Annotated in this window: 21 protein-coding genes and 1 tRNA gene; 11 read left to right on the top strand and 11 right to left on the bottom strand. The window is 70.3% G+C overall.

The features are described 5' to 3' along the window. Positions 1 to 61: 61 nt before the first annotated feature. Together INT51_RS19845 and INT51_RS19850 are read left to right on the top strand one after the other, a co-directional pair. Positions 62 to 3412, top strand: coding sequence for an ATP-binding protein (locus tag INT51_RS19845; protein ID WP_226985981.1), 3351 nt, complete (start codon positions 62 to 64; stop codon positions 3410 to 3412). 174 nt (positions 3413 to 3586) lie between these two features. Next, positions 3587 to 4090, top strand: a complete 504-nt coding sequence (locus tag INT51_RS19850) for a hypothetical protein (protein ID WP_193107148.1) — start codon at positions 3587 to 3589, stop codon at positions 4088 to 4090. Here the strand turns inward: INT51_RS19850 and INT51_RS19855 are convergent. After that, positions 4053 to 5528: a phosphotransferase gene (locus tag INT51_RS19855; RefSeq protein ID WP_193107149.1), complete on the bottom strand. Its 1476-nt coding sequence runs from the start codon at positions 5526 to 5528 to the stop codon at positions 4053 to 4055. The two genes, INT51_RS19850 and INT51_RS19855, sit on opposite strands and share 38 nt — an antisense overlap. An 84-nt stretch (positions 5529 to 5612) precedes the next feature. Here INT51_RS19855 and INT51_RS19860 point away from each other — a divergent pair, with 84 nt between their 5' ends. After that, a complete protein-coding gene (locus INT51_RS19860; protein ID WP_304502267.1) occupies positions 5613 to 7577 on the top strand; it encodes an Ig-like domain-containing protein in 1965 nt (654 codons plus the stop codon). A 10-nt stretch (positions 7578 to 7587) separates the two neighbouring features. Here INT51_RS19860 and INT51_RS19865 read toward each other — a convergent pair whose 3' ends face one another. From INT51_RS19865 to INT51_RS19890, 6 genes are all read right to left on the bottom strand, one after another. After that, a complete protein-coding gene (locus INT51_RS19865; RefSeq protein ID WP_193107151.1) occupies positions 7588 to 8199 on the bottom strand; it encodes a LytR C-terminal domain-containing protein in 612 nt (203 codons plus the stop codon). Between the two features lies 1 nt (position 8200). Next, the gene (locus tag INT51_RS19870; protein ID WP_193107152.1) at positions 8201 to 9610 is read right to left on the bottom strand and encodes a beta-N-acetylhexosaminidase; all 1410 of its coding nucleotides are present in this window, start codon (positions 9608 to 9610) and stop codon (positions 8201 to 8203) included. Between the two features lie 265 nt (positions 9611 to 9875). Next, complete coding sequence (locus INT51_RS19875; protein WP_193107153.1) at positions 9876 to 10973, bottom strand: peptidoglycan-binding protein; 1098 nt, start codon at positions 10971 to 10973, stop codon at positions 9876 to 9878. Between the two features lie 486 nt (positions 10974 to 11459). Beyond that, a tRNA-Pro gene (locus INT51_RS19880) sits at positions 11460 to 11533 on the bottom strand. 57 nt (positions 11534 to 11590) lie between these two features. Next, on the bottom strand, positions 11591 to 12529 hold the full coding sequence (locus INT51_RS19885; protein ID WP_193107154.1) for a metallophosphoesterase: 939 nt from the start codon (positions 12527 to 12529) through the stop codon (positions 11591 to 11593). 1 nt (position 12530) lies between these two features. Further along, complete coding sequence (locus INT51_RS19890; protein ID WP_193107155.1) at positions 12531 to 14930, bottom strand: penicillin-binding protein; 2400 nt, start codon at positions 14928 to 14930, stop codon at positions 12531 to 12533. Between the two features lie 285 nt (positions 14931 to 15215). On the opposite strand from INT51_RS19890, the gene INT51_RS19895 reads away from it, so the two are divergent. The 4 genes from INT51_RS19895 to INT51_RS19910 all read left to right on the top strand — a co-directional run bounded on the left by INT51_RS19895 (position 15216) and on the right by INT51_RS19910 (position 17111). Continuing rightward, positions 15216 to 15518: a WhiB family transcriptional regulator gene (locus INT51_RS19895; protein ID WP_193107156.1), complete on the top strand. Its 303-nt coding sequence runs from the start codon at positions 15216 to 15218 to the stop codon at positions 15516 to 15518. Between the two features lie 70 nt (positions 15519 to 15588). After that, positions 15589 to 15759: a DUF4177 domain-containing protein gene (locus tag INT51_RS19900; RefSeq protein ID WP_096798403.1), complete on the top strand. Its 171-nt coding sequence runs from the start codon at positions 15589 to 15591 to the stop codon at positions 15757 to 15759. A 4-nt stretch (positions 15760 to 15763) separates the two neighbouring features. Then, the gene (locus tag INT51_RS19905; RefSeq protein ID WP_193107157.1) at positions 15764 to 16282 is read left to right on the top strand and encodes a RidA family protein; all 519 of its coding nucleotides are present in this window, start codon (positions 15764 to 15766) and stop codon (positions 16280 to 16282) included. A gap of 10 nt (positions 16283 to 16292) precedes the next feature. Next, positions 16293 to 17111, top strand: coding sequence for an MBL fold metallo-hydrolase (locus INT51_RS19910; protein WP_193107158.1), 819 nt, complete (start codon positions 16293 to 16295; stop codon positions 17109 to 17111). A gap of 129 nt (positions 17112 to 17240) precedes the next feature. Here the strand turns inward: INT51_RS19910 and INT51_RS19915 are convergent, their stop codons facing one another. Next, a complete protein-coding gene (locus INT51_RS19915) occupies positions 17241 to 17918 on the bottom strand; it encodes a Crp/Fnr family transcriptional regulator (RefSeq protein ID WP_304502268.1) in 678 nt (225 codons plus the stop codon). A gap of 157 nt (positions 17919 to 18075) precedes the next feature. On the opposite strand from INT51_RS19915, the gene nth reads away from it, so the two are divergent. From nth to INT51_RS19935, 4 genes are all read left to right on the top strand, one after another. Continuing rightward, positions 18076 to 18768 (top strand): endonuclease III, encoded by a 693-nt coding sequence (gene nth / locus INT51_RS19920; protein ID WP_226985978.1) that lies wholly within the window; start codon positions 18076 to 18078, stop codon positions 18766 to 18768. Further along, complete coding sequence (locus INT51_RS19925) at positions 18765 to 19454, top strand: CoA pyrophosphatase (RefSeq protein ID WP_193107159.1); 690 nt, start codon at positions 18765 to 18767, stop codon at positions 19452 to 19454. Before nth ends, INT51_RS19925 begins: the two co-directional genes overlap by 4 nt. A 191-nt stretch (positions 19455 to 19645) precedes the next feature. Continuing rightward, positions 19646 to 20032 carry a cold-shock protein gene (locus INT51_RS22780; RefSeq protein WP_193107160.1) on the top strand — a complete coding sequence of 129 codons (387 nt, stop codon included), beginning with the start codon at positions 19646 to 19648 and terminating at the stop codon, positions 20030 to 20032. 4 nt (positions 20033 to 20036) lie between these two features. Beyond that, positions 20037 to 21053, top strand: coding sequence for a DUF3027 domain-containing protein (locus INT51_RS19935; protein ID WP_193107161.1), 1017 nt, complete (start codon positions 20037 to 20039; stop codon positions 21051 to 21053). 149 nt (positions 21054 to 21202) lie between these two features. On the opposite strand, the gene INT51_RS19940 is transcribed toward INT51_RS19935, so the two are convergent. From INT51_RS19940 to INT51_RS19950, 3 genes are read right to left on the bottom strand one after another with little or no spacing between them, the layout of a single operon-like run. Next, entirely contained in the window at positions 21203 to 22357 is a 1155-nt protein-coding gene (locus INT51_RS19940; protein WP_193107162.1) for a DNA polymerase III subunit delta', read from the bottom strand. Positions 22358 to 22404: 47 nt separating this feature from the next. Then, positions 22405 to 23136: a dTMP kinase gene (gene tmk / locus INT51_RS19945; protein WP_193107163.1), complete on the bottom strand. Its 732-nt coding sequence runs from the start codon at positions 23134 to 23136 to the stop codon at positions 22405 to 22407. Beyond that, positions 23133 to 24209, bottom strand: a complete 1077-nt coding sequence (locus INT51_RS19950) for a Gfo/Idh/MocA family protein (RefSeq protein ID WP_193107164.1) — start codon at positions 24207 to 24209, stop codon at positions 23133 to 23135. Before INT51_RS19950 ends, tmk begins: the two co-directional genes overlap by 4 nt. Positions 24210 to 24253: the final 44 nt, after the last annotated feature.

The following is a 24253-nucleotide window of genomic DNA, read 5'->3' on the forward strand; positions in this document are numbered from 1 at the left end:
GCCGCGACCCCGGTACCCTGCAAGGGTGAATTCCGCAGCCGAGACCCTCGATCTTCCGGGCATGCCCGAGACCGACGCGCCGACCGACCAGGTCGCCACCGATCCGGACCATCCGCATCCGGGGCAGTGGCGCCTGACCGCTGTGCAGGTCTCGAACTGGGGAACCTTCCACGGCACCCATGAGCTGACGATCTCCCCGAAGGGCTTCTTCCTCACCGGAGGCCCCGGCACCGGGAAGTCGACGCTGCTGGACGCGGTCAGCGCCCTGCTGACCCCGCCGCGCACCCTGCAGTTCAACGCCGCCGCCTCCGACGCGGGCCCGGCGCGCTCGAAGTACCGCCGCACGGTCGCGAGCTATGTGCGCGGCGCCTGGGCGATGCACTACGACCAGGCCACGGGCGAGTTCAGCCAGGAGGTGCTGCGCGACAAGACCACCCTGTCGGTGCTGACGCTGCGCTACGCCGACGGGATGGGCGGCACCGTCCAGCTCTCGCGCCTGCTCCTGCTGCACGCGGGCCATTCGGCGGATTCCGACGTGAAGAGCCTGTACGTCATCGCGCGCAAGCCCTTGGACGTCACCGATCTGCGCCAGTTCGTCTCCAGTCAGATCGAGGGCAAGGCGCTGGAGGCCGCCCACCCGGGCACCGAGACGTTCCGCCAGTTCCGCGAGTACCGGGCCGCCTTCAGCCAGCTGCTGGGCATCCCGGACGAGAAGGCGCTCGGGCTGCTGCACAAGATCCAGTCCGCCAAGGAGCTCGGCGACGTCAACGCCCTCCTGCGCGACTACATGCTGGATGCGCCCCGCACCTTCGAACTCGCCGACCAGGCGCTGGCGAACTTCCACAATCTCTCCGAGGTGTACGAGGCGCTGGTCACCGCTCGGGAGCAGCGCGACCTGCTGCGGGGGCTGCGGGAGAACCATGAGGACTGGACCGCGATGCGCGAGCGCGGTGGTGCCCTGGTGGATCGTCGCGCCGACATCGATGTGTACGCGGCCCAGCATCTGGTGCGTCTGCTCGGGGACGAGACCGGTCGCCTCCAGCTCGAGCGCGATCGTCTCGGGGCCCAGCAGCGTCGACTGACCCAGGATGTCTCCGAGGCCCGTTCCGACCTGGGCCAGCTCAAGGAGCAGCGTCGTCGCGCCGGTGGTGGCGAGATCGATGACTGGAAGCAGCAGATCGCCGGTCTCGAGGTCGAGCGCGATCGACGCCGGGAGCGGGGCACCGAGTTCGCCGCCCTGCTGGCCACCGTGGAACTGCGCACTCCCGCCGGGGAGGACATGTTCCTCGCCCTGCAGCGCGAGGTCGATGCTCTGCGGGAGTCCCTCGAGTCCGAGGAGAAGGGCGCAGACTCCGCCCGCTGGGAGGCCGAGGCGAACGTGCGTGAGCTCACCGCGACCCTCTCCCGCACCCGCGAGGAGCTGACCTCGCTGACCTCCCGCGCCTCGAACCTGCACTCCGAGGACATCGCCCTGCGCGACCACATCGCCGCCGAGGTCGGCATCGCCCCCACCGAGCTGCCCTTCGCCGCCGAGCTGCTGCAGGTGCGCGCCGGCGAGGAGGAGTGGACCGCGGCCGCCGAGCAGGCGCTGCGAGGACTGGCCCGTTCGATCCTGGTCCCCGATCGGATCTACCGCGAGGTGGCCTCGGTCATCGACCGCACCAAGCTGCGCCGACGCATCTCCTACAACCGGGTCAACACCGAGCTGCGCCGCCCCTCGAAGAGCATCGACGAGCGCTCGCTGGCCGCGAAGCTCGATGTCAAGGACGGCGAATTCCATGTCTGGCTCAGCCATGAGATCGCCTCCCGCATGGATTACACCTGTGCGGAGACGCTCGAGGAGTTCACCCGGCTCACTCGCGCCGTCCTGCGCTCGGGGCAGATCAAGCATTCCGCCGCCCGGCACGAGAAGAACGCCGACCGGCAGATCAACGACCGCTCCCAGTGGGTGCTGGGCTTCGACAACCGTGCCAAGCGTGCGGTGTTCGAGACCGAGCGCACCCGCGCCGAGCAGGCCCTCTTCGAGGCCCAGGCTCGCCGCAAGGACGTCGAGTCCGAGCGCGAGCAGCGGCGGGAGCGGCTGTACGCCCTCCAGTCGATCAGCTCTGTCACCTGGGACGACATCGACGCCGCCTCGGTGGCACGGCGGGTGGCGAACCTGCGCGACATGGTGCGCGCCGCGGAGGACGGCTCGGCCGCCCTGTCCGAGCTGGCTCGCCAGATCGAGGACGTCGAACGCTCCATCGCCGACTCCGACGAGGAACTGCTGGAGGTCGTGCGCACCGCGGGCAAGCTCGGCGAGCAGGCCGAGCGCGCCGCCGAACGCCTGGCCGAGGCGAGCGAGCGCATCGCCGAGTCCAGTCTGGATCCGGAGGTCGAGGCCGAGCTGGCCGAGCGCTTCACCGCGATCGCCCCGACCTTGCTGATCGGCAACATCGACCAGGTCACCAAGGACGCCTCGGCGACCCTGGACGCCGAGCTGATGGCCCTGACGAGGCGCACCTCCCGCACCGAGGAGGACATCCGCACCGTGATGCGCGAGTTCTCCCGTCGCTGGCCCGCCCAGGCCGGGGACACCGCGCCCACCCTCGAGGCGGCCGACGACTTCCTCGCGATCCTGCAGCGGATCGAGGAGGAGAAGCTGCCGGAGGTCGAGGACCGCTTCTTCGAGTTCTTCACCGGCAACACCCTCGGGGATGTGCAGGCCCTGGCCACCGCCATCGCCCGCGAACCGGCAGAGATCCGCAAGCGCCTCCAGCGCATCAACGCCCTGCTCGCGCAGGTGGAGTTCCACTCGGGTCGCTTCCTGCAGCTGTCGATGCGGCCCGTGCACCTCGCCGCCCTCGACGAGTTCAAACGGGCTCTCGAGGACGCCGTGGCGGATATGGCCCTGAACGACATCAGCCGTGACCGGGACCTGGCCGAGGAGCGCTTCCTCTCCCTGCGCCACCTCATGGACATGATCGGAGCGGCGCGCACCCGGGATGACCAGGTCTCCCGGGTCATCCTCGACGTGCGACGTCACGTGCACTTCCATGCGGAGGAGGTCGACGCGGAAGGGACCGTGGTCCACGCCCATGAGTCCGGCGGCCCGCTGTCGGGCGGTCAGAACGAGCGGCTGGCGACCTTCTGCCTCGCCGCGGCACTGCGGTACCAGCTGGCCGGGACCGGCCAGGAGGTTCCGCGCTTCGCACCGATCATCATCGATGAGGCCTTCTCCAAGGGCGCCGGCAAGTTCATCACGGCGGCGATGGAGTCCTTCCGGCACTTCGGGTTCCAGGTCATCCTGGCCAACCCGGGCAAGAACCCGCAGGCGCTGGCCCCCTTCATCGGTGGCGTGGGCGTGGTCTCCATCCGTCAGGACCGCTATTCCTCGGTCGCCCCGGTGGAGTTCGTGCCGGTCGAGAACTGACTGCTCGGGAGTGCTCCGCTCCCGTTCCACCGGGTGCTGCCGGGAGGGCATGGGGAGTTCTCCCCATCGGCAGGGAGGACGAGGGCCGATACGCTGTTCGGCATCCGTTCCGGTCGGGCGGGCCACGGGGACGCCGCCGGATTCGGCAGTGCGAGAGGCGAGAGGTGGACAGGGATGTCAGCTCTCCCGGCCGGTCCCTCCCTGTCGATTCCGAGCCAGGACGACACCCACGGACGGATCCATGCGCTGCTCGCTGCGGTGACCACCGTCCTGCTCGAGCAGCAGCCGGGACTGGCCGGTTTCGAGGACCACCGGCCCCAGCGCGATCGTTCCTCCGGTGAGTCCTGGCGCGGCCTGGAGACCTTCTGCCATGTCAGCGCGCTGCTGGCCAGCACAGGTCAACCCGACGGCGACAACGCCCAGCGGGCCCTGGCGGCAGCCCATGCGGTCGCCACGGCACGCGGGATGCGTCGACGCTCGGACAGCGAGGTTCAGGGGATCTGCGGTGCCACCTGGATCGATGAGCGCGGCGACCTGCTCGATGTGGTCGTGGGGGTGCGGGTGGCGGTGCGCGCGATCAGCGCACCGTTCCTGCCCGGGTCCCTGCAGCCGACGCGTTCGACCAGCCCGCCCACGCCGATCAGCCCGGTGACCCCTCCTCCGCGGCTCGTGCGCTGATCCAGTCCAGAGCGGCCAGAGGGATCGGCAGCCAGTCCGGTCGGTTGCGTGCTTCGTACAGTGCTTCGTAGACCGCCTTGTCGGCCTCGAAGGCCGCGAGCAGGACGTGCAGCGCCGGCCCGTCGGTCGCCATGCCGGCGACCTGCGAGTAGCCCTCCAGGAACGCTGCGCGGGATGCTGCGGCCCATGCGCTGGCGTCGGTCGCGTGCTCGTGAGCGACCGCGCCGGCCACGTAGTCGAGGCTGCGCAGCATCCCGGCCACATCCCGCAGCGGGGAGTCGGGCCGTGAGCGCTGCTCGAGCGGCCGCAGGGGCTCCCCTTCGAAGTCCACCAGCACCCAGCCGCGTTCGGGCGCCCACAGAACCTGTCCCAGATGCAGGTCGCCGTGGATGCGCTGCATCGGCGGCCACGGCACGTCCGAAGCGGCGTCCAGCAGGGTCTCGAGCGCCCTGCGATGTGCGGCGACCTGGGGGAGCTCCTGCGAGATCTCTGCGATCCGCCGGCGCATCTGGGTGACCATCTCTGCAGCCAGGGTCGTATCGGTGCCGATGGCCCCCAGGGCTGTGGCGAGGTCGCGGTGCACCTCGGCCACGGTCGCGCCGAGGGCGCGGGCGGCGTCGTCGAAATCCTCCCCGGCGACTGCGAGACGCAGGGCTGCGCGCCAGGCATCCTGGACGCCCGGCAGGAACTCCTGGGCGAATAGCGAATGGGTGCGCACCTCGCCCGCGCGCAGACTCGCCGATCCGACCAGCGCCGGCACCCGGGCGCTGCCGGCAGCGGTGAGTGCGCGCTGGAGCACCACGTCGGGGTTCTGCCCGTGCTGGAGCACGCGGAACAGTTTGAGGATCATCGGCGTCGCCCCCTCGGTCTCGATGATCATCGAGGTGTTGGACTGCTCGCCGGTCAGCAGGCGACTGCGCATCGCGCGACCGAGGGGGAGCGGGGCATCGGGAGCCATCCGCTGGGACGTCACGCTCAGCGAGGGGCCCAGGGCCCCTTCCCCGGAGACGAGGGTGGCGATGATCGCGGCGCGTCCGTCGATGTCACCGGTGGCATCGTCGAAGCGCAGCGGGCCTCCGGGGACGGCCAGCACGCCGATCTCGGAGCCGGGGTCGCGAGGAACCGGGGCGCCGTCCGGTGGGCGCAGCACGAGGGGGACCTGGTAGAGGGCCTCACCAGAGGCGCCCGCGCTGTCCACGTCGGCCGCCACCACGGCCAGGACCACAGCGTGGTCCGGCGCTACCCGCAGCGGCGCCCAGCCCCGGATCGTGATCCTGGGGAGCCCGGTGCCCTTGTGGGCGTACCAGCGCTGTGCGGGCATCCAGGCCGCCAGCTGGTCCGTGAGTGCGTCGAGCAGTTCGTCCAGCGGCGGCAGTGCCGTGACATCGAAGGTCGGAGCGGTCGGAGCGGTGGGGGCGGGGGAGCTCGGCTCGTCCATGACGTCACTGTAGGGGCAGGCGGCGACGAATCGGGGGCGCGGTGCGTGATGTCCCGTCCCGGGAGCCCTTGCTACTCTGGCACGGTGCCCGAACAGACGCCGCGTCCCCGTTCGCGTGCGGGCCTGCGGAGGGTCACCGCACGCGTCGCCGCGCTGGCCGCTGCCGGGATGCTCGCCGCCTCGCTCACGCTGCCGGCCGCGGCGCTGGGGGAGGACGGGCCCTTCGCTTTCCCCACGGAGACCGAGACCGTCGCCATGGTCCCCGGCGCGGTGACCCGCCTGCCGCTGTGGTCCCTGGTCGAGGACAGCCTCGAGGACGAGGTCGATGCCGACTCCGCGCGCTTGGCCATGCCGGAGGAGATCGACGAGGGCCAGCGCTCTCTGATGGAGCTCAGCGAGGACGGCCGGACCCTCACCGTGGCAGGCGAGGGCACCTGGTCCCTGATCGGGCAGAACCTCGTGTTCACCCCGCTCAGCGGGGTCGAGGGGCCCTCCACTCCGATCGCCATGACCATCGAGGGCTTCTTCGACAGTCGCTCCGAGCCTGCGATGTTCACGCCGGAGCTGCTGGAGCTGGAAGAGATCGAAGTACGGGGCTCCGCCGGCGAGGTCACCGACGTCCAGCTGTCGGAGGACATCCCCGAAGGGGGCACCGTGCGGCTCGAGCTGGCGGGGCTGCCCGCCGGTTCCACGCTGGTGGCCGACGGGAGCCGTGCGACGATCCCGGAGCAGGGCGTCTGGCAGCTCTCGGCCGACGGCGGAACCCTCAGCCACTCCCCGGCCGGGCTCGGCCTGGGCCTCCAGCTGGACCCGGTCCGACTCGTCGTCGAGGACGCCGAGGGTGCGGTGGTCCGTGCCGCGGAGGTCTGGCTGACAGTCCCGATCATCTCCGATCTCGACTGGTCGGCACCGTTCGGGCAGGACATCTCCTTCGTGGTGGGGGAGGGACAGCAGCACGTCGACCCCGAGACCCTGCGACTCGAGCCTCTCGCCGGCGAGGAGGGTGCACAGACCACGCAGGACCGCACCGAGGTGGTCGTGCCCGGGCAGGGCACATGGGTGCTGAACCGGGACAGCGCCACTGTGCGCTTCTCCCCGGAGAGCGCCGACGTGCGGGTGACCGCTCCGATGGGCATCGTCGGCGGGGACGGGGAAGGCGCGACCTCCGCGACGGCGCTGCTGAGCACTGCCTACCCGATTCTGGTGGACCGCGCAGCGGCCGCCGCGCCCGGGACCGAGGTCCAGTTCGACCTGACCACCGGGATCCGGGACGTCCGCTCAGATTCACTGCGCTTCGATCCCGACGCCGTGCCCGAGGGGGCTGATCTCTCGGAGGACGGCACCGAGGTGGTCGTCGAGGGCGAAGGCACCTGGAGGATCGATTTCGAGTCGCGCACTGTGACCATGACTCCTGCAGAAGCATTCACGGGCACGACCTCGCCGGTGGGCATCACCGCGCAGGGGGTGTTCGCCGACAACCCGGTCGACGCCACGCTCGAGGCGACGTTCTCCCCGGTGATCGCGACGATGCGCGACGACGAGCAGCGCACGGCTCCGCTGACCCCGGTCACCGTGGACGTCCTGAGCAACGACACCGCGGGCAGCGGCTCGCAACCGCTGGACCCCGCGTCGGTGGAGATCGCCTCGCTCTCGGCGACGAACCTCACCGAGCTCGACGACGGCCGCGGCACACGGCTGGTGATTCCCGGCGAGGGCACCTACACCGTCGACGCGAACGGTTCGGTCATGTTCACTCCGGCCGAGGGGTTCGTCGGCCGCACCGCCCCGGTCACGTATCACGTGCTCGACAGCGAGGGGATCCCCACGACGGCGAGCTTCGTCGTCGACGTGGATCGGAACCTCACCGGCGCGAGCGAGCCGGGCCCCGAGGTCAGCGGGATCAACAGCCTGCTGGCCGGGTTGATGCCCTCGGCGCCGGCCACCTCGGTGGTCTTCGGCACCATCGTGCTGCTGCTGCTGTTCGCCGGCGGAGTCGCCCTGTGGGTCGGAATCCGCATGGAGGCCGACAAACGGACGTGGGAAGACTGAAGTCGTCGGCTCACCCGGTGGGGCAGCCCTCGGGGATCTCGACGGCCTTCTCGAGTCCGGCGGCCGCAGTCGCCTCCTTCTCGAGCCCGGAGAATTCGTCGCCGAGCAGCAGGGACACCTCCGCCCCCTCCCGCTCGTCCATGCGCAGGGTGGCGCCCGGGACGTGCACGTGCACGGATTGGGCGGCGAGGTAGCCGGAGGGGCCGTGGACGATCGTGGCGGCAGCGGTGGCGTTCCGGGTGTTCCCGGCGTCTCCCACCATGAAGCCTCGCTCGCTGAACTGCCCGGTGACCTCGCCGGCGAGACCACCGCGGCTGGTTCCGTTGAGCACGGTGACGGTGACCTCCGCCGGAGGGAGGGGGACGGCGCCCGGTTCCGGGCACGTGAGCTCGGCCGGGTTCTCCCCGAACGATTTCGGCACGATCTCCCCGGGCTCCGCGACGGGTTCGCGGAACTCGCTCACCGCATACGCACCGATCCCGATCAGGAACAGCGCGAGCACCGAGAAGATCGCCAGCTGCGTCGCGCGCATCCGCCGAGTGCGTCGGATGCGCTGATCGCGGCGGCGGACATCGTCGGCCGACCGCCCGTACGGGTGGGCATCGCGGTGGGAGGTGGACATGTCAGTCGAGCGGGCGGTAGCGCACGCCGAACGCGTCGAGGCGCGGGAGATGGGCGCGCAGTCGCTCCTCGAACTCGTCCCAGCTCTGCTGAGGTGAGCCCCAGGCGCGCTCCGCGAGGGCACACATGCGGGGGAATGCCATGTACTCGACCTGCTCGGCGGTCGGCATGTACTCGGTCCACAGCTGACCCTGCAGTCCGATCAGCAGTGACTTCTGGTCGTCGTCGAGCTTGTGCGGGGAGAACTCGGCCGTGTAGACGTCCTTGACCGTGGTCAGGCCGCCGATCGCGAGCGGCTCGTGCGCCGGGTCGGCCTGGTAGTGGTCGAAATAGGTGTGCTCGTTGTTGGCGATGATGGTCTGGAATCCGCGCGCGGTGGAGGTCTTCAGCCCGTTGCCGTGGCGCCAGTTCATGATCACCGTGTTGTCGGGAAGATGGCTTTCGAGCACTTCGTCCCAGGCGATGATCCGCTTGCCGGACTCCGCGAGGACGTCGGCCGCGAACTGCGTGAAGCGTCCCTGGATCTCGGAGACGCGGGTCAAGCCCCATTCGTTCATCCTGGTGCGCGCGGCGCTGGAGCGCTCCCATTCCACGCGCGGGCACTCATCGCCCCCGATGTGGACATACGGGGCCGGGAAGATGTCCGCGACCTGGGTGAGCACGTCGCGAAGGAAGTCGAAGACCTCGTCGGAGACGCCGAGGACATGGTCGGAGATGCCCCAGACTTCGCGCACGCCGACCTGCTGCTCGGGGAAATTGCCGAGGTTCGGGTAGGCGGCGAGAGCGGCCTGCATATGACCGGGAAGATCCACCTCCGGCACGATCATGATGCCGCGGCGACGGGCGTACTCGACGAGTCCGCGCAGCTCCTCCTGGGTGTACGAGCCGCCGTGCGGGGTCCCGTCGAACTCCCAGGTCTCCTCCTGTCCGCTCATGTGCCCGACCAGGGTCTGGTCACGCCAGGCGCCGACCTCGGTGAGCTTCGGGTAGCCCTTGATCTCCACGCGCCAGCCCTGATCGTCCGTCAGATGCAGGTGGAGGACGTTCAGGCGGTGCAGCGCCATCGTGTCGATCATCGTCTCGACCTCGGCCACGGTGCGGAAGTGGCGCGAGACGTCCAGATGCATTCCGCGCCAGGCGTGCACGGGGTAGTCGCTGATGGTCACGCAGGGAATCGAGCCGTGCGCACCGGTGACGATCTGCGCGAAGGTGTTGCGACCGTCCGCCAGGGCGGCTTCGCTGCCGGCCGTGAGGTTCGCGCCGTGAGGTGAGATCGACAGGGCGTATTCCGTGCGGGGGAGGTCCTCGGTGAGGCCGACGGAGAGCTCATCCCAGGGAGCAGTGGTCTCCCAGGTGCCCGCCGACCAGATGACGGACTGGGGCAGCGGGACAAGGGCGATGGGATCGGTCATCAACTTCTCCTGAGACAGCGACGTCGTGTGGTGCACCCAGTTTGCCATGGGGTGCGGGTCACGGCGCACCCCGCGCACAAGGAGAGCCGGACAGCGGATCATCGTCGCGGGTGCCGGTCGGTGGTTCATGTCCCGGACGCACAGGAGCCCGGTCGGCAGTGCCGACCGGGCTCCTTCACGCCGCCCTGCTCCTTCCCGTTGACGCTGTCGCGTCGAGCAGGCCGTCGTGGCTCTGGTGCGTCTGTCCTAGACGCTGATCAAGGGATCAGCGATAGGTGACGAAGACGTGCGGGGCGTTCCAGATCGAACGCTCCACGACCTGCTGGCGCGAACCGGAGGCGTCGATGATCTTCCCGTTGCCCACATAGATGCCCATGTGGCCGTAGTTGTTCCCGGTGAAGGCGACGAGGTCGCCGGGCTTCGCCTGGGACTGGGAGATGATCTTGCCGCCGAAGGTGTAGCCCTTCGCGGTCTTGCGCGGCAGGTTGGTGCCGGCCTGGTTGTACGCGTAGTGCACGAGTCCGGAGCAGTCGAAGCCGGTCGACGGCGATTCGTCGCCCCAGCTGTACCGCACGCCGATCTGGCTGCGGGCCGCGTTGATCACGGCCTGCCCGTTGACCGACGAACCGGAGGACGGCGCGCGGTCGTCATCGCGGCTGGAGCCGCTGTCGGAGATGCGGACGTTGCTGTAGGCCGCATTCCAGGTCTTGGGCCCGACGACAGTGTCCACACCGATGCCGGCGGCGGACTGCAGTCCACGGACCGCCGAGGCGGTTCCGCGACCGAAGACGCCATCGACCGAGATCGAGGCACCCCGCTCGTTGAGCTTGGACTGGAGCGTCTTCACAGCTGCCCCGCGAGCGCCCTGGCGCAGCTTGGGCTGTGAGGACGACGAGGAGTCGCCCGACGAAGAACTGCCGTTCAGCGCGTTCCACGTCTTGGGCCCGACGACGCCGTCCACGCCGATACGGGCGGAGGACTGCAGATTCTTGACGGCTCGCAGGGTCTTGGACCCGAAGACGCCGTCGACGTTGATCGAGGCGCCATGGGCTTTGAGCTCGCCCTGAAGGTGCCTCACAGCATCGCCGCGAGCGCCGAGGCGCAGCTTGACGCCGGTGTACTTGGAGGTGGTGGGGGCTGCCGGTGTCAGTGCCGGGGCGGCGCCGCGGACGGTGCCGACGGCCGCCGGAGCAGGACTCTGGGCAGTGGCAGCGCTGGCGCCCGTGAAGGCGGCGGTGGCCGAGACGGCGCCGAGAACGGCGACACCTCCCACGCCTCGACCGACCGGAGCGGCGAGCCCGCGGTAGTCGATCACGGCACGGCCGGCTGCCCGGTGTGTGCCTCGAGGAGCATTGTGGAACATCTGCAGTAATCACTTTCTCCGTCGCCCCGCAGGGGTCCCGACGCGACGCACGCGCGAGACCTGCGCCCGTCACCCAGGGAAGTGGAGGAAGTGACCGGGCCGGTGACGGGAAGGCGGCGACACGGTCGGTGCCCCAGTTCATGACGGCACCGTTGATCACTGTATGTGCAGGTCGCACCCAGCCCACAGGGGCGTTTACCCAGGGAGGTCGATACCTTTGCGAACATTTTGCCAAATATCGTGATACTGCGTCGTGTTGCCCGTGAAAATCGGACATTCCTGTGGTAGTTACACCATTGTTATTCATGGCACGAGCATTCCGAGCATTCCGAGCATTCCGAGCATTCCGAGCATTCCGGACATTTCGGGTAATTGCAAGGAGGGTGTCAGTGGCGGGGACATTCGCGCGCACATCGAGCCGGAGCTCTGGGGAAAGACTCAGGGCCGCGAGCCCGTCTCTCGACGACCTCGCGGCCCTGTTTCCGGTCGGGGTGACAGGATTTGAACCTGCGACCTCCTCGTCCCGAACGAGGCGCGCTACCAAGCTGCGCTACACCCCGGAGGTGCCCCGTCGAAGCGGTGCACCGAGGAGAAACTCTAGCAGGGGTCGAGCGGGGTCAGGAGCTCGGTTCGATCCTGGGGGCGCGCAACGTGAGCAACGTCGCCTCCGGCGGGGTGAACAGGCGGTAGTCGGAGTACGGGCTGGCGCCCAACCCGGCGCTCACGTTCAGCGGTACGCCCTGCCAGGTGGACAGGCCGCGCGCCTGCTGACGGGGCAGGTCGCAGTTGGTGACCAGAGCGCCGAACCCCGGAAGGCGGAGCTGGCCGCCATGGGTATGGCCGGCCAGGATCAGGTCGGCGCGGTCGGCCGTGAAGGCGTCCAATACACGCCGGTAGGGCGCATGGGCCACGCCGAGGCGCAGCACATTGCCGTGCTCGGGTGCGGACGGCGGCGGATCGGCCGGAGCAGGCATCTCGTCGCGCTCCAGATGCGGATCGTCCACGCCCACCAGCCGCACCTCGAGTCCGCCGAGTTCGATGCTCGCCCGGGCGTTGGTGAGATCCTTCCAGCCGTACGCGGCCAGTCGGCGCGCCAGTTCCGAGGTGGGCAGGGTCGGGTCCCTGGGTTCGGTGAGTCCCTCGGGTCGCGGGTCGGGCAACAGGTACCGCGCCGGATTCTTCGGCATGGGCTCGAACATGTCGTTGGAGCCCATGACGAAGGCACCCGGACACTGCAGCAGCGGATCCAGGGCCTCGGCGAGCACCGGCACGGACGCGGCCGTGGCGATGTTGTCCCCGGTGTCGATGACCAGGTGCGGTCTCAGGGCCGCGAGGTATTCCAGGAATGCGAGCTTGCGGTCCTGGTCCGGCATCAGGTGGATATCGCTGATGTGCAGCACCCGGATCGTGCGCGCGCCCGGGGGAAGGATCCGCAGCTCGAGCTCGCGCAGCGTGTACCGGTGGATCTCGATGTGGCGCGCCCAGACGTGCGCGGCCGCGGCGGCACCGAGGCCCGCGAGGCCCACTGCGCCGGTGGCGGCGAAGAGCGGCCGCACGTCAGCCCTCGCCGGAGGATTGACGGATGGCCACGGACTGCCCCTCGGGCAGCTTCGTCCCGGGACCGGGGTCAGTGCCGATCACGTACCACTTGCCCACCGAGCCGGAGGACTCCTGTGTGACCTCGTACGAGTACCCGGCCGATTCGACTGCGGCCTTGGCTTCGGAGAGCACCATCCCGGACACGTCGGGCACCACGCCCTTCTGCGTCGCCTCGTTCGCGGCGGACTCCGGCTGCTTCGGAGCGGCGGGGAACGGCTCGCTGGGCAGGCCCTCGTGCACCCGGGTCATGTACTCCTGCCAGGTGGGCAGGGAGACGGTGTTGCCCCAGACGCTCCCGCTGCGGAGCATGGTGTCGTCGACCGTGAAGCCCCCGGGGCGCGTATCGCCCTGCGGGTGACCGAACCACACCGCGGTGGACATCTGTCGGGTGAAGCCCACGTACCAGGTGTGGAACTGCGAGCCCGAGGTGCCGGTCTTGCCGCCGGCGGGGTGGCCGGGGATGGTCTTGCCCTTGCCGGTGGCGCGCGGATCCTCGAGGTCCTGCTGCAGGGTCCAGGCCATCGTGTCGGCGACCTTCTTGTCGACCGCCTGGTGGCACTCGGCCCCGGAGATCGGCATCGCCTCGCCGCCGCGGTCGACGACTTCGGTGATCGCCTGCGGCTTGCAGTAGGTGCCGCCCGCGGCGTAGGTCGCGTAGGCGTTGGCCATGTCGAGTGCGGAGACCTGCAGCTGTCCGAGGACCACGGCGGACGGCGCCAGGGTCTGGCCGTACATGTCCGCGATATCCATGTCCCAGGTGGCGTTGTCGTACGGGTTGTACTTGCCGGGGATCGCGCCGATCTCGCGGGCACCCTCGGCGACGTCGCACAGGTCCAGCTGGCGGGCCATGTTCGCGTAGGAGGTGTTGATGGAGAACTTCGTGGAGTTCAGGACGGACTCCATCGGGGAGATCGGCACGGAGACGGCGTTGTCGGGGTTGTAGCCGGGCCTCTCCAGCCACCTGCCACGGGGCAGGCAGTGCGCGGGGAAGGTCGTCATGGGCTCGCGCGTGGTGCTCACCCGATCGTCGATGCTGCGGCCGCTCTCGAGCCATTGCTGGAGGACGAAGGGCTTGAACGCCGAGCCGACGGGGAACCCGCTGCTGCCGCCGAGTGCTCGGGGGACGTTGTAGTTGATCGCGGTCTCGCCCGGGCTGACTTCCTCGTACGGGTTGAACGAGCGGTTCTCCGCCATGGTCAGGATGTTGCCGGTGCCGGGCTCGACGGTGACGATCGAGTGGCCGAAGCCGCTCTCGGAGTCGCCGGGGACCTTGCGCTGGAGGATGTCGGTGGCCGCGCCCTGCTTGGCCGGGTCCAGCGTGGTGCGGATCGTGAGGCCGCCGCCGTAGAGCAGCTTGCGCCGTTCCTCGTAGGTGGGGGCGAACTCCGAGTCGTTGAGCAGGGAACGGGTGACGTAGTCGCAGAAGAACCCGCTCTCGCCCGCGTCGGCGCAGCCGGCGCGCAGGTTCTTGACCTTGAGCATGTCCTCCACGGGCTGGGCGGTGTACTCGTCGTACTCCGCCTGGGTGATGTACTCCTCGCGGCGCATGTCCCCGAGCACTTCATTGCGGCGCTTCTCGCCCGCCTCCGGATGGGAGACGGGATCGAACTGGTTCGGGCCGTTGGTGACTCCGGCCAGCAGGGCCGCCTCGCCGGGATTGAGGTCCTTGGCGTTCTTCGAGAAGTAGTGCCGCGAGCCGGTCTCGACGCCGTACTGGGACGGTCCGAACTGGGCGACGTTCAGATAGGCGTTGAGGATCTCATCCTTGCTCCACTGCTTCTCCAGGGAGATGGAGAGCTTCGCCTCGCGCAGCTTGCGGCCGTAGCTCTGCTCGGTCGCCTCGAGCTGGTCCTCCTGGTCGCCCCGCTGGACGGCATCCATCAGCAGGGCGTTCTTCACGTACTGCTGGGTGAGCGTGGAACCGCCCTGCGTGGCGCCGCCGGCGGCGTTGCTCGCCAGGGCGCGCGCCATGCCCCTGGGGTCCACGCCGCCGTGCTCGTAGAAGCGGCGATCCTCGACCGCGATCACGGCCTTCTGCATGTAGGGCGAGATCTCCTCGAGCGGCACCATGATGCGGTTCTCGGTGTAGAACGTGGCCAGCAGCGAGCCGTCCGACGCCTCGATGCGGCTCGCCTCGTTCAGCGGCTCGACCTCGAGTTCCGACGGATACGACTCGAACAGGGCGACGCCATCCTTGGCGACCGCTGACGAGGCGGAGACCGCCGGCAGCAAGAAGGCGGCCAGGAGCACCCCGGCCAGGGCGGAGACGGCGAGCATCCCCAGCAGCAGGTACAGGGACTGTGCGAGGGCGACGGGGAGTGAGCGTCCGGAACCGGAGCTGGACGGAGTACTGGCCATGGTCCAACAGTACGGCGGGCGGGGACGGGGAGCCACGAGGCATGCCAGACGTGGAGGAATCTTCACGAACCTGATGCATGGTCGAGACCTGTCCGAAGGCCGACAGGGCAGGGCCGGGGCGCGGCGATGCCCGGACGCCGCGATGAGCGCGGGCAGGTTGCCCTGGAGGGCGGCCCGGATATCACGTGCCAGTCACGGAGACCCCCAGAATTTTGCACTGTGGCAGGGGTCTCCTTACAGTGGTCGAAGAAGTCCGGTCAACGAGGATTCGGAAAGAGGATGCACATGACCATCGGGGCGACCCCCATCACCGGGGATTCGAGCTGGGCGACTCGCGGAGCGTGCGTGAGCATGGACCCGGACGGGTTCTTCGTCCAGGGAGCAGAGCAGCATGCCGTGAAGACGACCTGTGGGGCGTGCCCGGTGAGAACCGAATGCCTTGCCGACGCCTTGGACAACCGTGTCGACTTCGGGGTGTGGGGCGGGATGACCGAGCGGGAACGCCGGCGGCTGCTGCGTCGCAACCCCGATGTCAGCGACTGGTCCACCGTGCTGCGGCGCGCTTCGCAGGAGGCGGTCGGCAGCTGATCGCCGGGGGTCGGGGCCGATGGGACGTCCGGGAGCCCTTCGTGCAGGGGTTCGCCGGTAGGCTCGCCCCATGAGCACTGTCACCCGCTGGGAGTACCTGACCGTTCCGCTGCTGATCCACGCGACCAAGCAGATCCTCGACAACTACGGCGAGGAGGGGTGGGAGCTGGTCCAGGTCGTTCCCGGGCCCAATCCCGAGAACCTGGTCGCGTACCTCAAGCGGCCCCTGGGCGAGGGCTGAGCAGATGACCACCGCCCCCCAGGAGCCGGGGTCGCGGGTCCGCGCCCGGCTCGACGAGCTGGGCCTCGCCCTGCCTGCGGTCGCCGCACCGGTGGCCGCGTACGTCCCGGCCGTGGCGACCGGGAACCACGTCCACACCTCCGGGCAGCTGCCCTTCGTCGACGGGGCTCTGCCGGAGGCCGGCAAGGTCGGCGCCGAGGTCTCTCCGGAGCGTGCGTCCGAGCTCGCCGCGACCTGCTGCCTCAACGCGCTGGCGGCGATCGAGGACCTGGTCGGAGACCTCGACCGGGTGGTGCGGATCGTCAAGCTCACCGGATACGTGGCCTCGGCCCCCTCCTTCACCGCGCAGCCCGCAGTGATCAACGGAGCCAGTGAGCTGCTCGGCCAGATCTTCGCGCAGGCCGGGCGGCACGCCCGCAGCGCCGTCGGCGTCGCAGTGCTTCCGCTGGACTCGCCCGTCGAGCTGGACCTGCTGGTGGAGCTGGACGGCCCGGTCGCGCCCGCGCCCGTGCCGACCGCCTGAGCGGCTCGCCGTGTCCGACGATGCCCCGCAGCGGGATCCGGAAGCCCCGGCGGTCGAGCTGATCGCGATCCGGGCAGACAATCCCGGACCGATGACCCTGACCGGCACCACCAGCTACGTCCTGCGCGACGAGGACCAGGTCTGGGTGGTCGACCCTGGACCGAAGGACCCGAACCACCTCGCGGAGCTGCTGGTGGCCTGCGAGGACGCCCGGCCGATGGGTGTCCTGGTCACGCACCGCCATCTCGACCACTCCGCCGGGGCCGCGACGCTCGCCCGTCAACTCGCCGCTCGCAGCGGACACGAGGTGCCCCTGTGGGCCGCGGACCAGGCGGCCGTGGCCGGCTCCCGCCCTCTGCCCTCGACCCTCGAGAGCGACCATGGGGCCGTCGGTCATGTCATCCACCTGCCCGGTCACACCTCCGACTCGGTGGGGGTGCTCGTGGACGGCGGGCGCCTGCTGAGCGGCGACACGCTGCTGGGCGGGTCCTCGACCGTGATCGTGCCCGACGACGGAGGCTCCCTCGCGGACTATCTGCAGTCCCTCGCGATCCTGCGCGCGATGGCGCTCGATGGGCGGATCGGGTCGATCCACCCCGGCCACGGACCGGCCTACGAGGATCCGCTCGCGGCCCTCGAGGCGATCGATGCAGCACTCGAGCACCGCCGCGAGCGCATCGAGCAGGTGCGGCGCGCCCGGACAGCGGGCGTGCTCACCCTGGACCGGCTGCTGCGGTCCGTCTACGGGCCGGATCTGCCGCAGCCGCTGCAGGACGCAGCGCGCTGGAACCTGCGCGCCACCCTCGAGCATCTCGCCCAGGGGAACTGACCCTCCGCGAGGCGACGGGTACCTTCAGCGCCCGGGCGGATCCCTGGGGCACCGCACGACGATGCGCGCTGCGCTTCCAGCAGTGGGAGCACAGCGCGCATCGGCGTGGGTGGGGTGGGGCCCCGTAAGTCAGCGGGCGCGGCGGCGCAGACGCTCGACGTCGGAGATCAGCACAGCGCGCGCCTCGAGGCGGATCCAGCCGCGCGAGGCGAAGTCCGCCAGTGCCTTGTTGACGGTCTCGCGGGAGGCGCCGACCAGCTGGGCGAGCTCCTCCTGGGTGAGACCGTGGGCGACCATGACGCCGTCGTCGGTCTGGCGACCGAAGCGCTGCGCGAGGTCCAGGACGTTCTTGGCCACACGACCCGGGACGTCGGCGAAGACGAGATCGGCGAGCGACTCGTTGGTCTTGCGCAGCCGGCGGGCCAGCGAGGCGAGCAGGTGGCGACCGACCTCGGGACGCTGTGCGAGGACCCGGTAGAGGTCCTGCTGGGACAGCGAGTAGAGCGTCGACTCGGCGACCACGGTCGCGGTCGCGTTGCGCGGCGCCGGGTCGAAGAGCGACAGCTCGCCGAGCGTCTCGCTCGGACCGAGCACGGCGAGCAGGTTCTCGCGGCCGTCGCCGGAGGCGTGACCGACCTTGACCTTGCCCGAACCGATGATGAAGAGCCGATCGCCCGGATCGCCCTCACGGAAGATGATTGCGCTGCGGTGGTAGTCCTCCTGCTTCATCGACGCCAGCACGGCCTGCTTGCCGTCCTCGTCGAGCGCAGCGAACAGCGGCGATGACCGTACGATGTTCTCGTCCACGGAACCTCCTGATGATGGGGTCCCGGATGCCGGGACCGTGCTGTGCTTCCCATGTGACCGATGCCACGAACTGCGGTGGTCACCGTCACATGATGAGGAAACACTATCGCGCCAGCGACGCTGAGGCCCGCCACCCGCCGTACGAGGAGCAATTCAGATGATGACGCCGACTCCCGCACGGGGTGCCGCGAGGCCCTCCGGCGGCCCTGCCGACGCGGCGATCGTGGCCTCCCGACTGCAGGATCTCCACCTCGACGCGCGCACCGAGCTCGACCACCGGGACGCCTTCGAACTGCTGGTCGCGACGGTGCTGTCGGCCCAGACCACCGATGTCCGCGTCAACCAGGTGACCCCTGAGCTGTTCGCGACGTGGCCCGATGCGGCCGCGCTCGCGGGCGCCGCGGAGACCGCGGTGACAGAGGTGGTCCGACCGCTCGGAATGGGCCCCACCCGGGCGCGTCGGATCATCGGACTCGCCCGCTGCCTGGTCGGCGACCACGCCGGCGGGGTCCCGGACGACCAGGCCGCCCTCGAAGCCCTTCCCGGGGTGGGACGCAAGACCGCCCACGTCGTGCGCGGGGCCTGGTTCGGGCACTCCCTGCTCGCCGTGGACACCCACGTCGGCCGGCTCGCGCGACGCCTGGGGTGGACCGCGCAGTCCGACCCGCGCAGGGTCGAAGACGATGTCGTCGCCCGGATCGCCGCCGACGGCACGGGTGGCCCTGCCGAGGAGCTGACTCTCCTGGGGCTGCGGCTCATCCTGCACGGACGGCGCGTGTGCACGGCTCGGGCCCCGCACTGCGGTGACTGCGTGCTGGCGGACGTCTGCCCGAGCGCGGCAGTCGCATGAGCCACCAGCGCACTGCGGAGGGATCGCTTCCGAGCTTCCTCGTCCCGCTCGCCGAGCGTGCGCGTCGCGGTGACGTCCTGGTCAGACGGGACGCGGACCCGCGCGTTCCCACGTCGGCCGCCGGACCGGTGCGCCGCAGCGCCGTGCTGATCCTGATCGCCGGCACCGGGGTCGGCGACGCCCAGGTGGTGCTCGAGGAGCGCGGCCACGCCCTGCGCTCCCAGCCCGGCCAGTTCTCCCTGCCCGGCGGCGGTGCGGACAGCGGTGACCGCGACGATGTCCACACCGCGCTGCGGGAGGCGCAGGAGGAGACCGGACTGGAGCCGCAGGACGTCCAGGTGCTGGGTGCCTTCGCGCCGATCCCGATGCCGTGGCGGGGGCAGCGGGTCACCCCCGTACTGGGGTGGTCGCCCGAGCCCCCGCCGCTCGGTGTCCAGGACCCGGTAGAGGTGGAGCGGGTGGTGTGGGCGCCCCTGGCCGGTGCCGGTTCGCTCACCGATCCCTCGCACCGGCGGCGCGGGCTGCTGCAGGGGATGGGCGTGGGTCCGGTCTTCGAGCTTCCCGGGGACGCCTTCGTGTGGGGCTTCACCGCGATGATCCTCGAGCAGATGCTGATCGGGCTCGGGCTGGAGCCGGTCCCGCCGAGTGCCCCGAGTCGCGAGATACCGCCCGAGCGGCGGCGATGAGCGTCGTGGCCGCGGTCACGTCCGAGAATTGCCTTCGCCACGAGGCCTGTCGTGCACGCTAGACTGGATCGTTGCCGGACGGTCTCCGGCTTCTCCGGGGCACAACGTCTCCATCCGGCCCGACAGGGCTCGCGAGCGTCCCGGTCCCTGAACCAGCAGACCACCATCACCAGACAAGGAATGGGATCCACGTGCCACGCGGCAAGGTGAAGTTCTACGACGCCGAGAAGGGCTTCGGCTTCATCCTCGATGACGAGGATGGTCAGAGCGTGTACGTGCACGCCTCGAACCTGCCCGACGGGGTGGAGTCGCTCCGCCCCGGCGCCAGGGTGGAGTTCGACATGGTCGACGGCCGCCGCGGTCCCCAGGTGCTGGCGCTGCAGCTGATGGAGCCCGCTCCGTCGATCAGCCGTGCGCGCCGCACCAAGCCCGATGAGATGGCGGGCATGGTCGAGGACCTGATCCGTCTGCTGGACGATGCATCCAACGGCCTCCGCCAGGGCCGCTACCCAGATCGCGGGCACTCGCAGAAGATCTCCACCGTGCTCCGAGCCGTCGCCGACAACTTCGAGGCCTGAACCTATGACTCAGTCGACCACCGCACCCCGCCGCCCCCGCACCTCCCGGCCCCGGTTGGACGCGGTGACGGCCGAGGCCGTCGAGCTCGCCCACCAGGCGCTGCTCGAGGTCACCGAGCCCGGCCAGGTCGGTGAGCACCTGCGCGTCGAGGTCAGTGGCGAGCGGCTGGTCACCCATGTCTTCGAGTGCACCATGCCCGGGTATCGCGGCTGGTCCTGGGTCGTGGTGCTCGCTCGCGCCGCCCGCGCGAAGGCACCCACCGTCGCCGAGACCGCACTGCTGCCGGGCGAGGACGCGATCATGGCCCCCGAGTGGGAGCCGTGGTCCGAGCGTCTGAAGCCCGAAGACATCGGCGCCGACGATCTGCTGCCGTTCCACGAGCAGGACGAACGCCTCGAGCAGGGCTACGAGGCCACCGGCGACGAGGACGCGGATCGCGTCGCGCTGTGGGAGCTCGGCCTGGGTCGCCCCCGCGTGCTGTCCCCGCAGGGTCGTGCCGACGCCGCTGAACGCTGGATGGACGGCGAGTTCGGCCCCCGCCAGACCTCCGATCGCGGCCGCCGCGGCACCGTCTCGGCGACCTGCACCAGCTGCGGATTCCTGTCGCAGCTCTCCGGCTCCCTGCGCGGCGAGTTCGGGGTCTGCACCAACGAATGGTCCCCGGCCGACGGCAAGGTCGTGCACCTGGACTTCGGGTGCGGGGCACACTCCGAGACCGGCCAGGAGGACAACGAGCGCGAGATCCAGCGCCCCGGTGCGATCACCCACGACGAACTCGACGTCGACGTCCCCACGCCCGCCGGGACCGACGAAGAGCCCGCTGCCGCTGCGGCGCCTGTCGACGAGGTCCCCGAGGCCGACTCGACAGCGGATGAGGCACCCGCCGACGCCGTGGCCGAGGTGGCTCCGGCCGCCGACGGAGTCGAGGAGACTCCGGCGAACGAGGTCCCGGAGGCCGATTCCCGTGCGGACGACGCGGCACCGTCGGCGACGGACCAGGCCCCCTCGACCGAGGCCTGACCCCGGCCCACCCCTGACGCGTATGCGCGCTGTGCTTCCCTCTGCTGGAAGCGCAGCGCGCATACGCGTTCGCGGCGACGCCGTGGGGCGGTTCGTGGGGTGGGTGGTCGAGGACCGAGAGCAGATGCCCGGATGCTCGGGCGATGCCCTCAGTGCAGGGAGACGGCGATGCGCGAGAGCAGGGCTTCGATCGCCAGCAGGGGCGGGACGTTGCCGCTGATCCGGTCGCGCGCGACCTGGATGGCTTCGAGCAGACCCAGGGTGGTCTTCGCGGCGGCGCCGGCAGCGGCCTGCTCGATCTCCCCGGCGACCTCCACGTTGACCAGCTCGCTGCCGGTGCCGAGCTGGTGGCTCAGCACGTCCCGCAGAACCGAGTGGGCATCGAGCAGGTATCTGTCCAGCACATCGCGCACCAGTCGGGTCTGCCGGCGCTTGGCATCCTCCTCCAGCTGGCGAACCTGGGCCCGCAGTGACGGAGGCACCTTCGCGTCGTCGATGCCCGCCGAACGCAGGAAGCGCTCCTTCTCCTCGGTGGCGACGGCGTCGGCATGCTCCTTGGCCTCCGCGGTCGCACGATCCACCAAGCCCTGGGCTGCGAGAACAGCCTGCCCGGCACCGCGCAGGTTCAGCAGAGTGCGCGCGGAGTCCTCACGGGCCGCCAGCGCCCCCTCCTGGGTGGCGTAGCGCAGAGCGAGCCCGATGTGCCCCTGGGCGGCGCGCGCCGAACGCACCGCGAGGTTCGCTTCCACCCCGTCGCGACGTCGCAGCAGCTCGGCGACGACCTCCGAGGACGGCACGGCGAGCGTCACCAGGCGACAGCGGGATCTGATGGTCGGGGCGAGATCCTCGGCCGACGGTGCGCACAGCATCCACACCGTCGACGGGGGCGGTTCTTCGATGGACTTCAGCAGCACGTTGAAGGTGCCGGCGCTCATGCGGTCGGCATCCTCGACGATCAGCACCCGGTGCCGCCCGGTGGCGGGAGCGCGCTGGGCGGTCATCACCAGGCCCCGCACCTCCTCCTTCGCGATCGAGAGCTTGTCGGTCGCGACCACCGTGACGTCCGGGTGCGTGTTCGCCAGCACCGTGCGGCAGGCCCGGCACTGCCCGCACCCGGTGCCCGTCTCGCACTGCAGTGTCGCCGCGAACGCACGCGCCGCGGTGGAACGGCCGGATCCGGGAGGACCCGTGATCAGCCACGCCTGCGCGAGCGAGCCCTGGGGTGAGGTGGAACGGCGGAACTGGGCGACCGCAGAATCCTGGCCGACGACGTCGGCCCACACACCGAAGCCGGGATCTGCCATGTCACCGGGAGCCTGCGTGGAGCCTGCGCCACCGAGTCCGGTCGCCGTCACTGCTCGTCCCGGTGCTTGGTAGGTGGAGCCGGCTCGAAGGTCGGGTCGAAGAGGCCCAGCACCTCGGCAACGGCCGCGAGCACCTGGGCATGGACCTCCTCACGCGGCTGTGTGCCGTCGATGACGGCAAAGCGTTCCGGGTCAGCGGCGGCCAGATCCAGGAACTCCTGGCGCACGGTGGCCCGGAAATCCGCGCCGGCCTGTTCGAGACGGTCCTGACCGGTCGTGTCACGGCGTTCGTCGAGCGTCTCCGTCGGCACATCCAGCAGGATCGTGCGGTGGGGGAGGAGGCCGTCGGCCGCCCACAACGACAAGGATCCGATCTCCTCCGGCTCCAGGGAGCGGCCCGCGCCCTGGTAGGCGATCGAGGAGTCGAGGTAGCGGTCGCCGAGGACGAGACCGCCGCGGGCCAGATGCGGGCGCACCACGGTGGCGATGTGGTGGGCGCGGTCCGCGGCGTACAGCAGGGCTTCGGCGCGCGGGTCGACGTGCTCGCCGTGCAGCAGCAGCCGCCGGATGCTCACCCCGAGCGGAGTGCCGCCCGGTTCGCGCGTGGTCAGGATGAGGTCCTCGGCGACGGAGCGCTCGGTGACCAGGTGGTTGCGCAGCATCGCCATCTGGGTGGTCTTGCCGGCTCCATCACCGCCCTCGAAGGAGATGAAGACTCCGCGGTGTGGAGGGTGGGGCAGGGGGATGCGCAGGCCGCGCGCGGAATCCAGGATGCTCACGAGGGCTCCTCCCCGGGGTAGACCACGCCGAGCTCGGCGCGCACAGCATCCATCGTGTCCATCACGCTGAGAGTGTCCGACCAGCTCATCAGGGGGGACTCCAGCGCGCCGGCGGTGATGCGACGGGTCGCCTCCGCGATCTCGTAGGCCATGCCGTCTCCCGGCGCACCGGGGTGGTCGAAGCTCGCCGAGCGGCCGTCGAGCAGGGTGACGGTGAGGGTGCCGGGCGCGAAGAACGCCCCGGACAGGCGCGCCGACCCGGCGGTGCCGCTGACCACGGCCTCGGTGGGCGTGCGTGCGAGCAGGGTCGACGACAGCCGCGCATGGCCGCCGCCCGGCCCGCGGGCGAGCAGCCCGAAGTACGCGTCCACGGCTGTCGCCGTCAGATCACCGCGGACGGCGACGTCCGAGAGGTCGCCGAGCACCATCTGGGCGAAGGAGATCGGGTAGACCCCCAGGTCGAGCAGCGCTCCGCCGCCGAGCTCGGGCGCGTACATGCGGTGGGTCGGATCCTCCGGGAAGGACTGGCCGTGATCCGCGGTCACCTCGATGATCTCGCCGAGCACCCCGGAGGCCACCACCTCGCGCAGCACGTCGTACTGCGGCAGGAAGCGCGCCCACATCGCCTCCATGGCGAAGACTCCCTGTTCGGCGGCGAGATCCAGGAGCTCGCGGGCCTGTCCGTGGTTCAGGGTGAAGGCTTTCTCGACCAGCACCGGGATCCCGGCCTCGAGCACCGGGCGGGCCAGCTCATGGTGCTGGGCGTGCGGGGAGGCGATGTAGACGGCGTCGAGCCCGCCGGTGGCGAGCATGTCGGCCACGGAGCTTAAGGCGCTCTCGATGCCGTGCTTCGCGGCGAACTCCTCGGCCCGCTGCTGGGAGCGGGAGACGACGGAGACGACACGGGAGGCGGTCGCGCGATGCGCCGTCGCCGTGAACTGGTCGCCGATGTGGCCGGGGGAGATCACGCCCCAGCGCAGGCCGGGGGCGGTGGCCGGATCGGGAATGGTGGAGGCGGGGAGGGCCAGGATCGGCTCAGCGTCGCTGCCTCGGGGATCGTCGGTCTCGCTCATGGGTCCAATCTACCCAGCGTGCCCGACACCGCGGGGCATCGGGG

This window comes from Brachybacterium sp. FME24 (genome assembly GCF_014897705.1).
In the GTDB taxonomy this organism is placed as follows: Bacteria; Actinomycetota; Actinomycetes; order Actinomycetales; family Dermabacteraceae; genus Brachybacterium.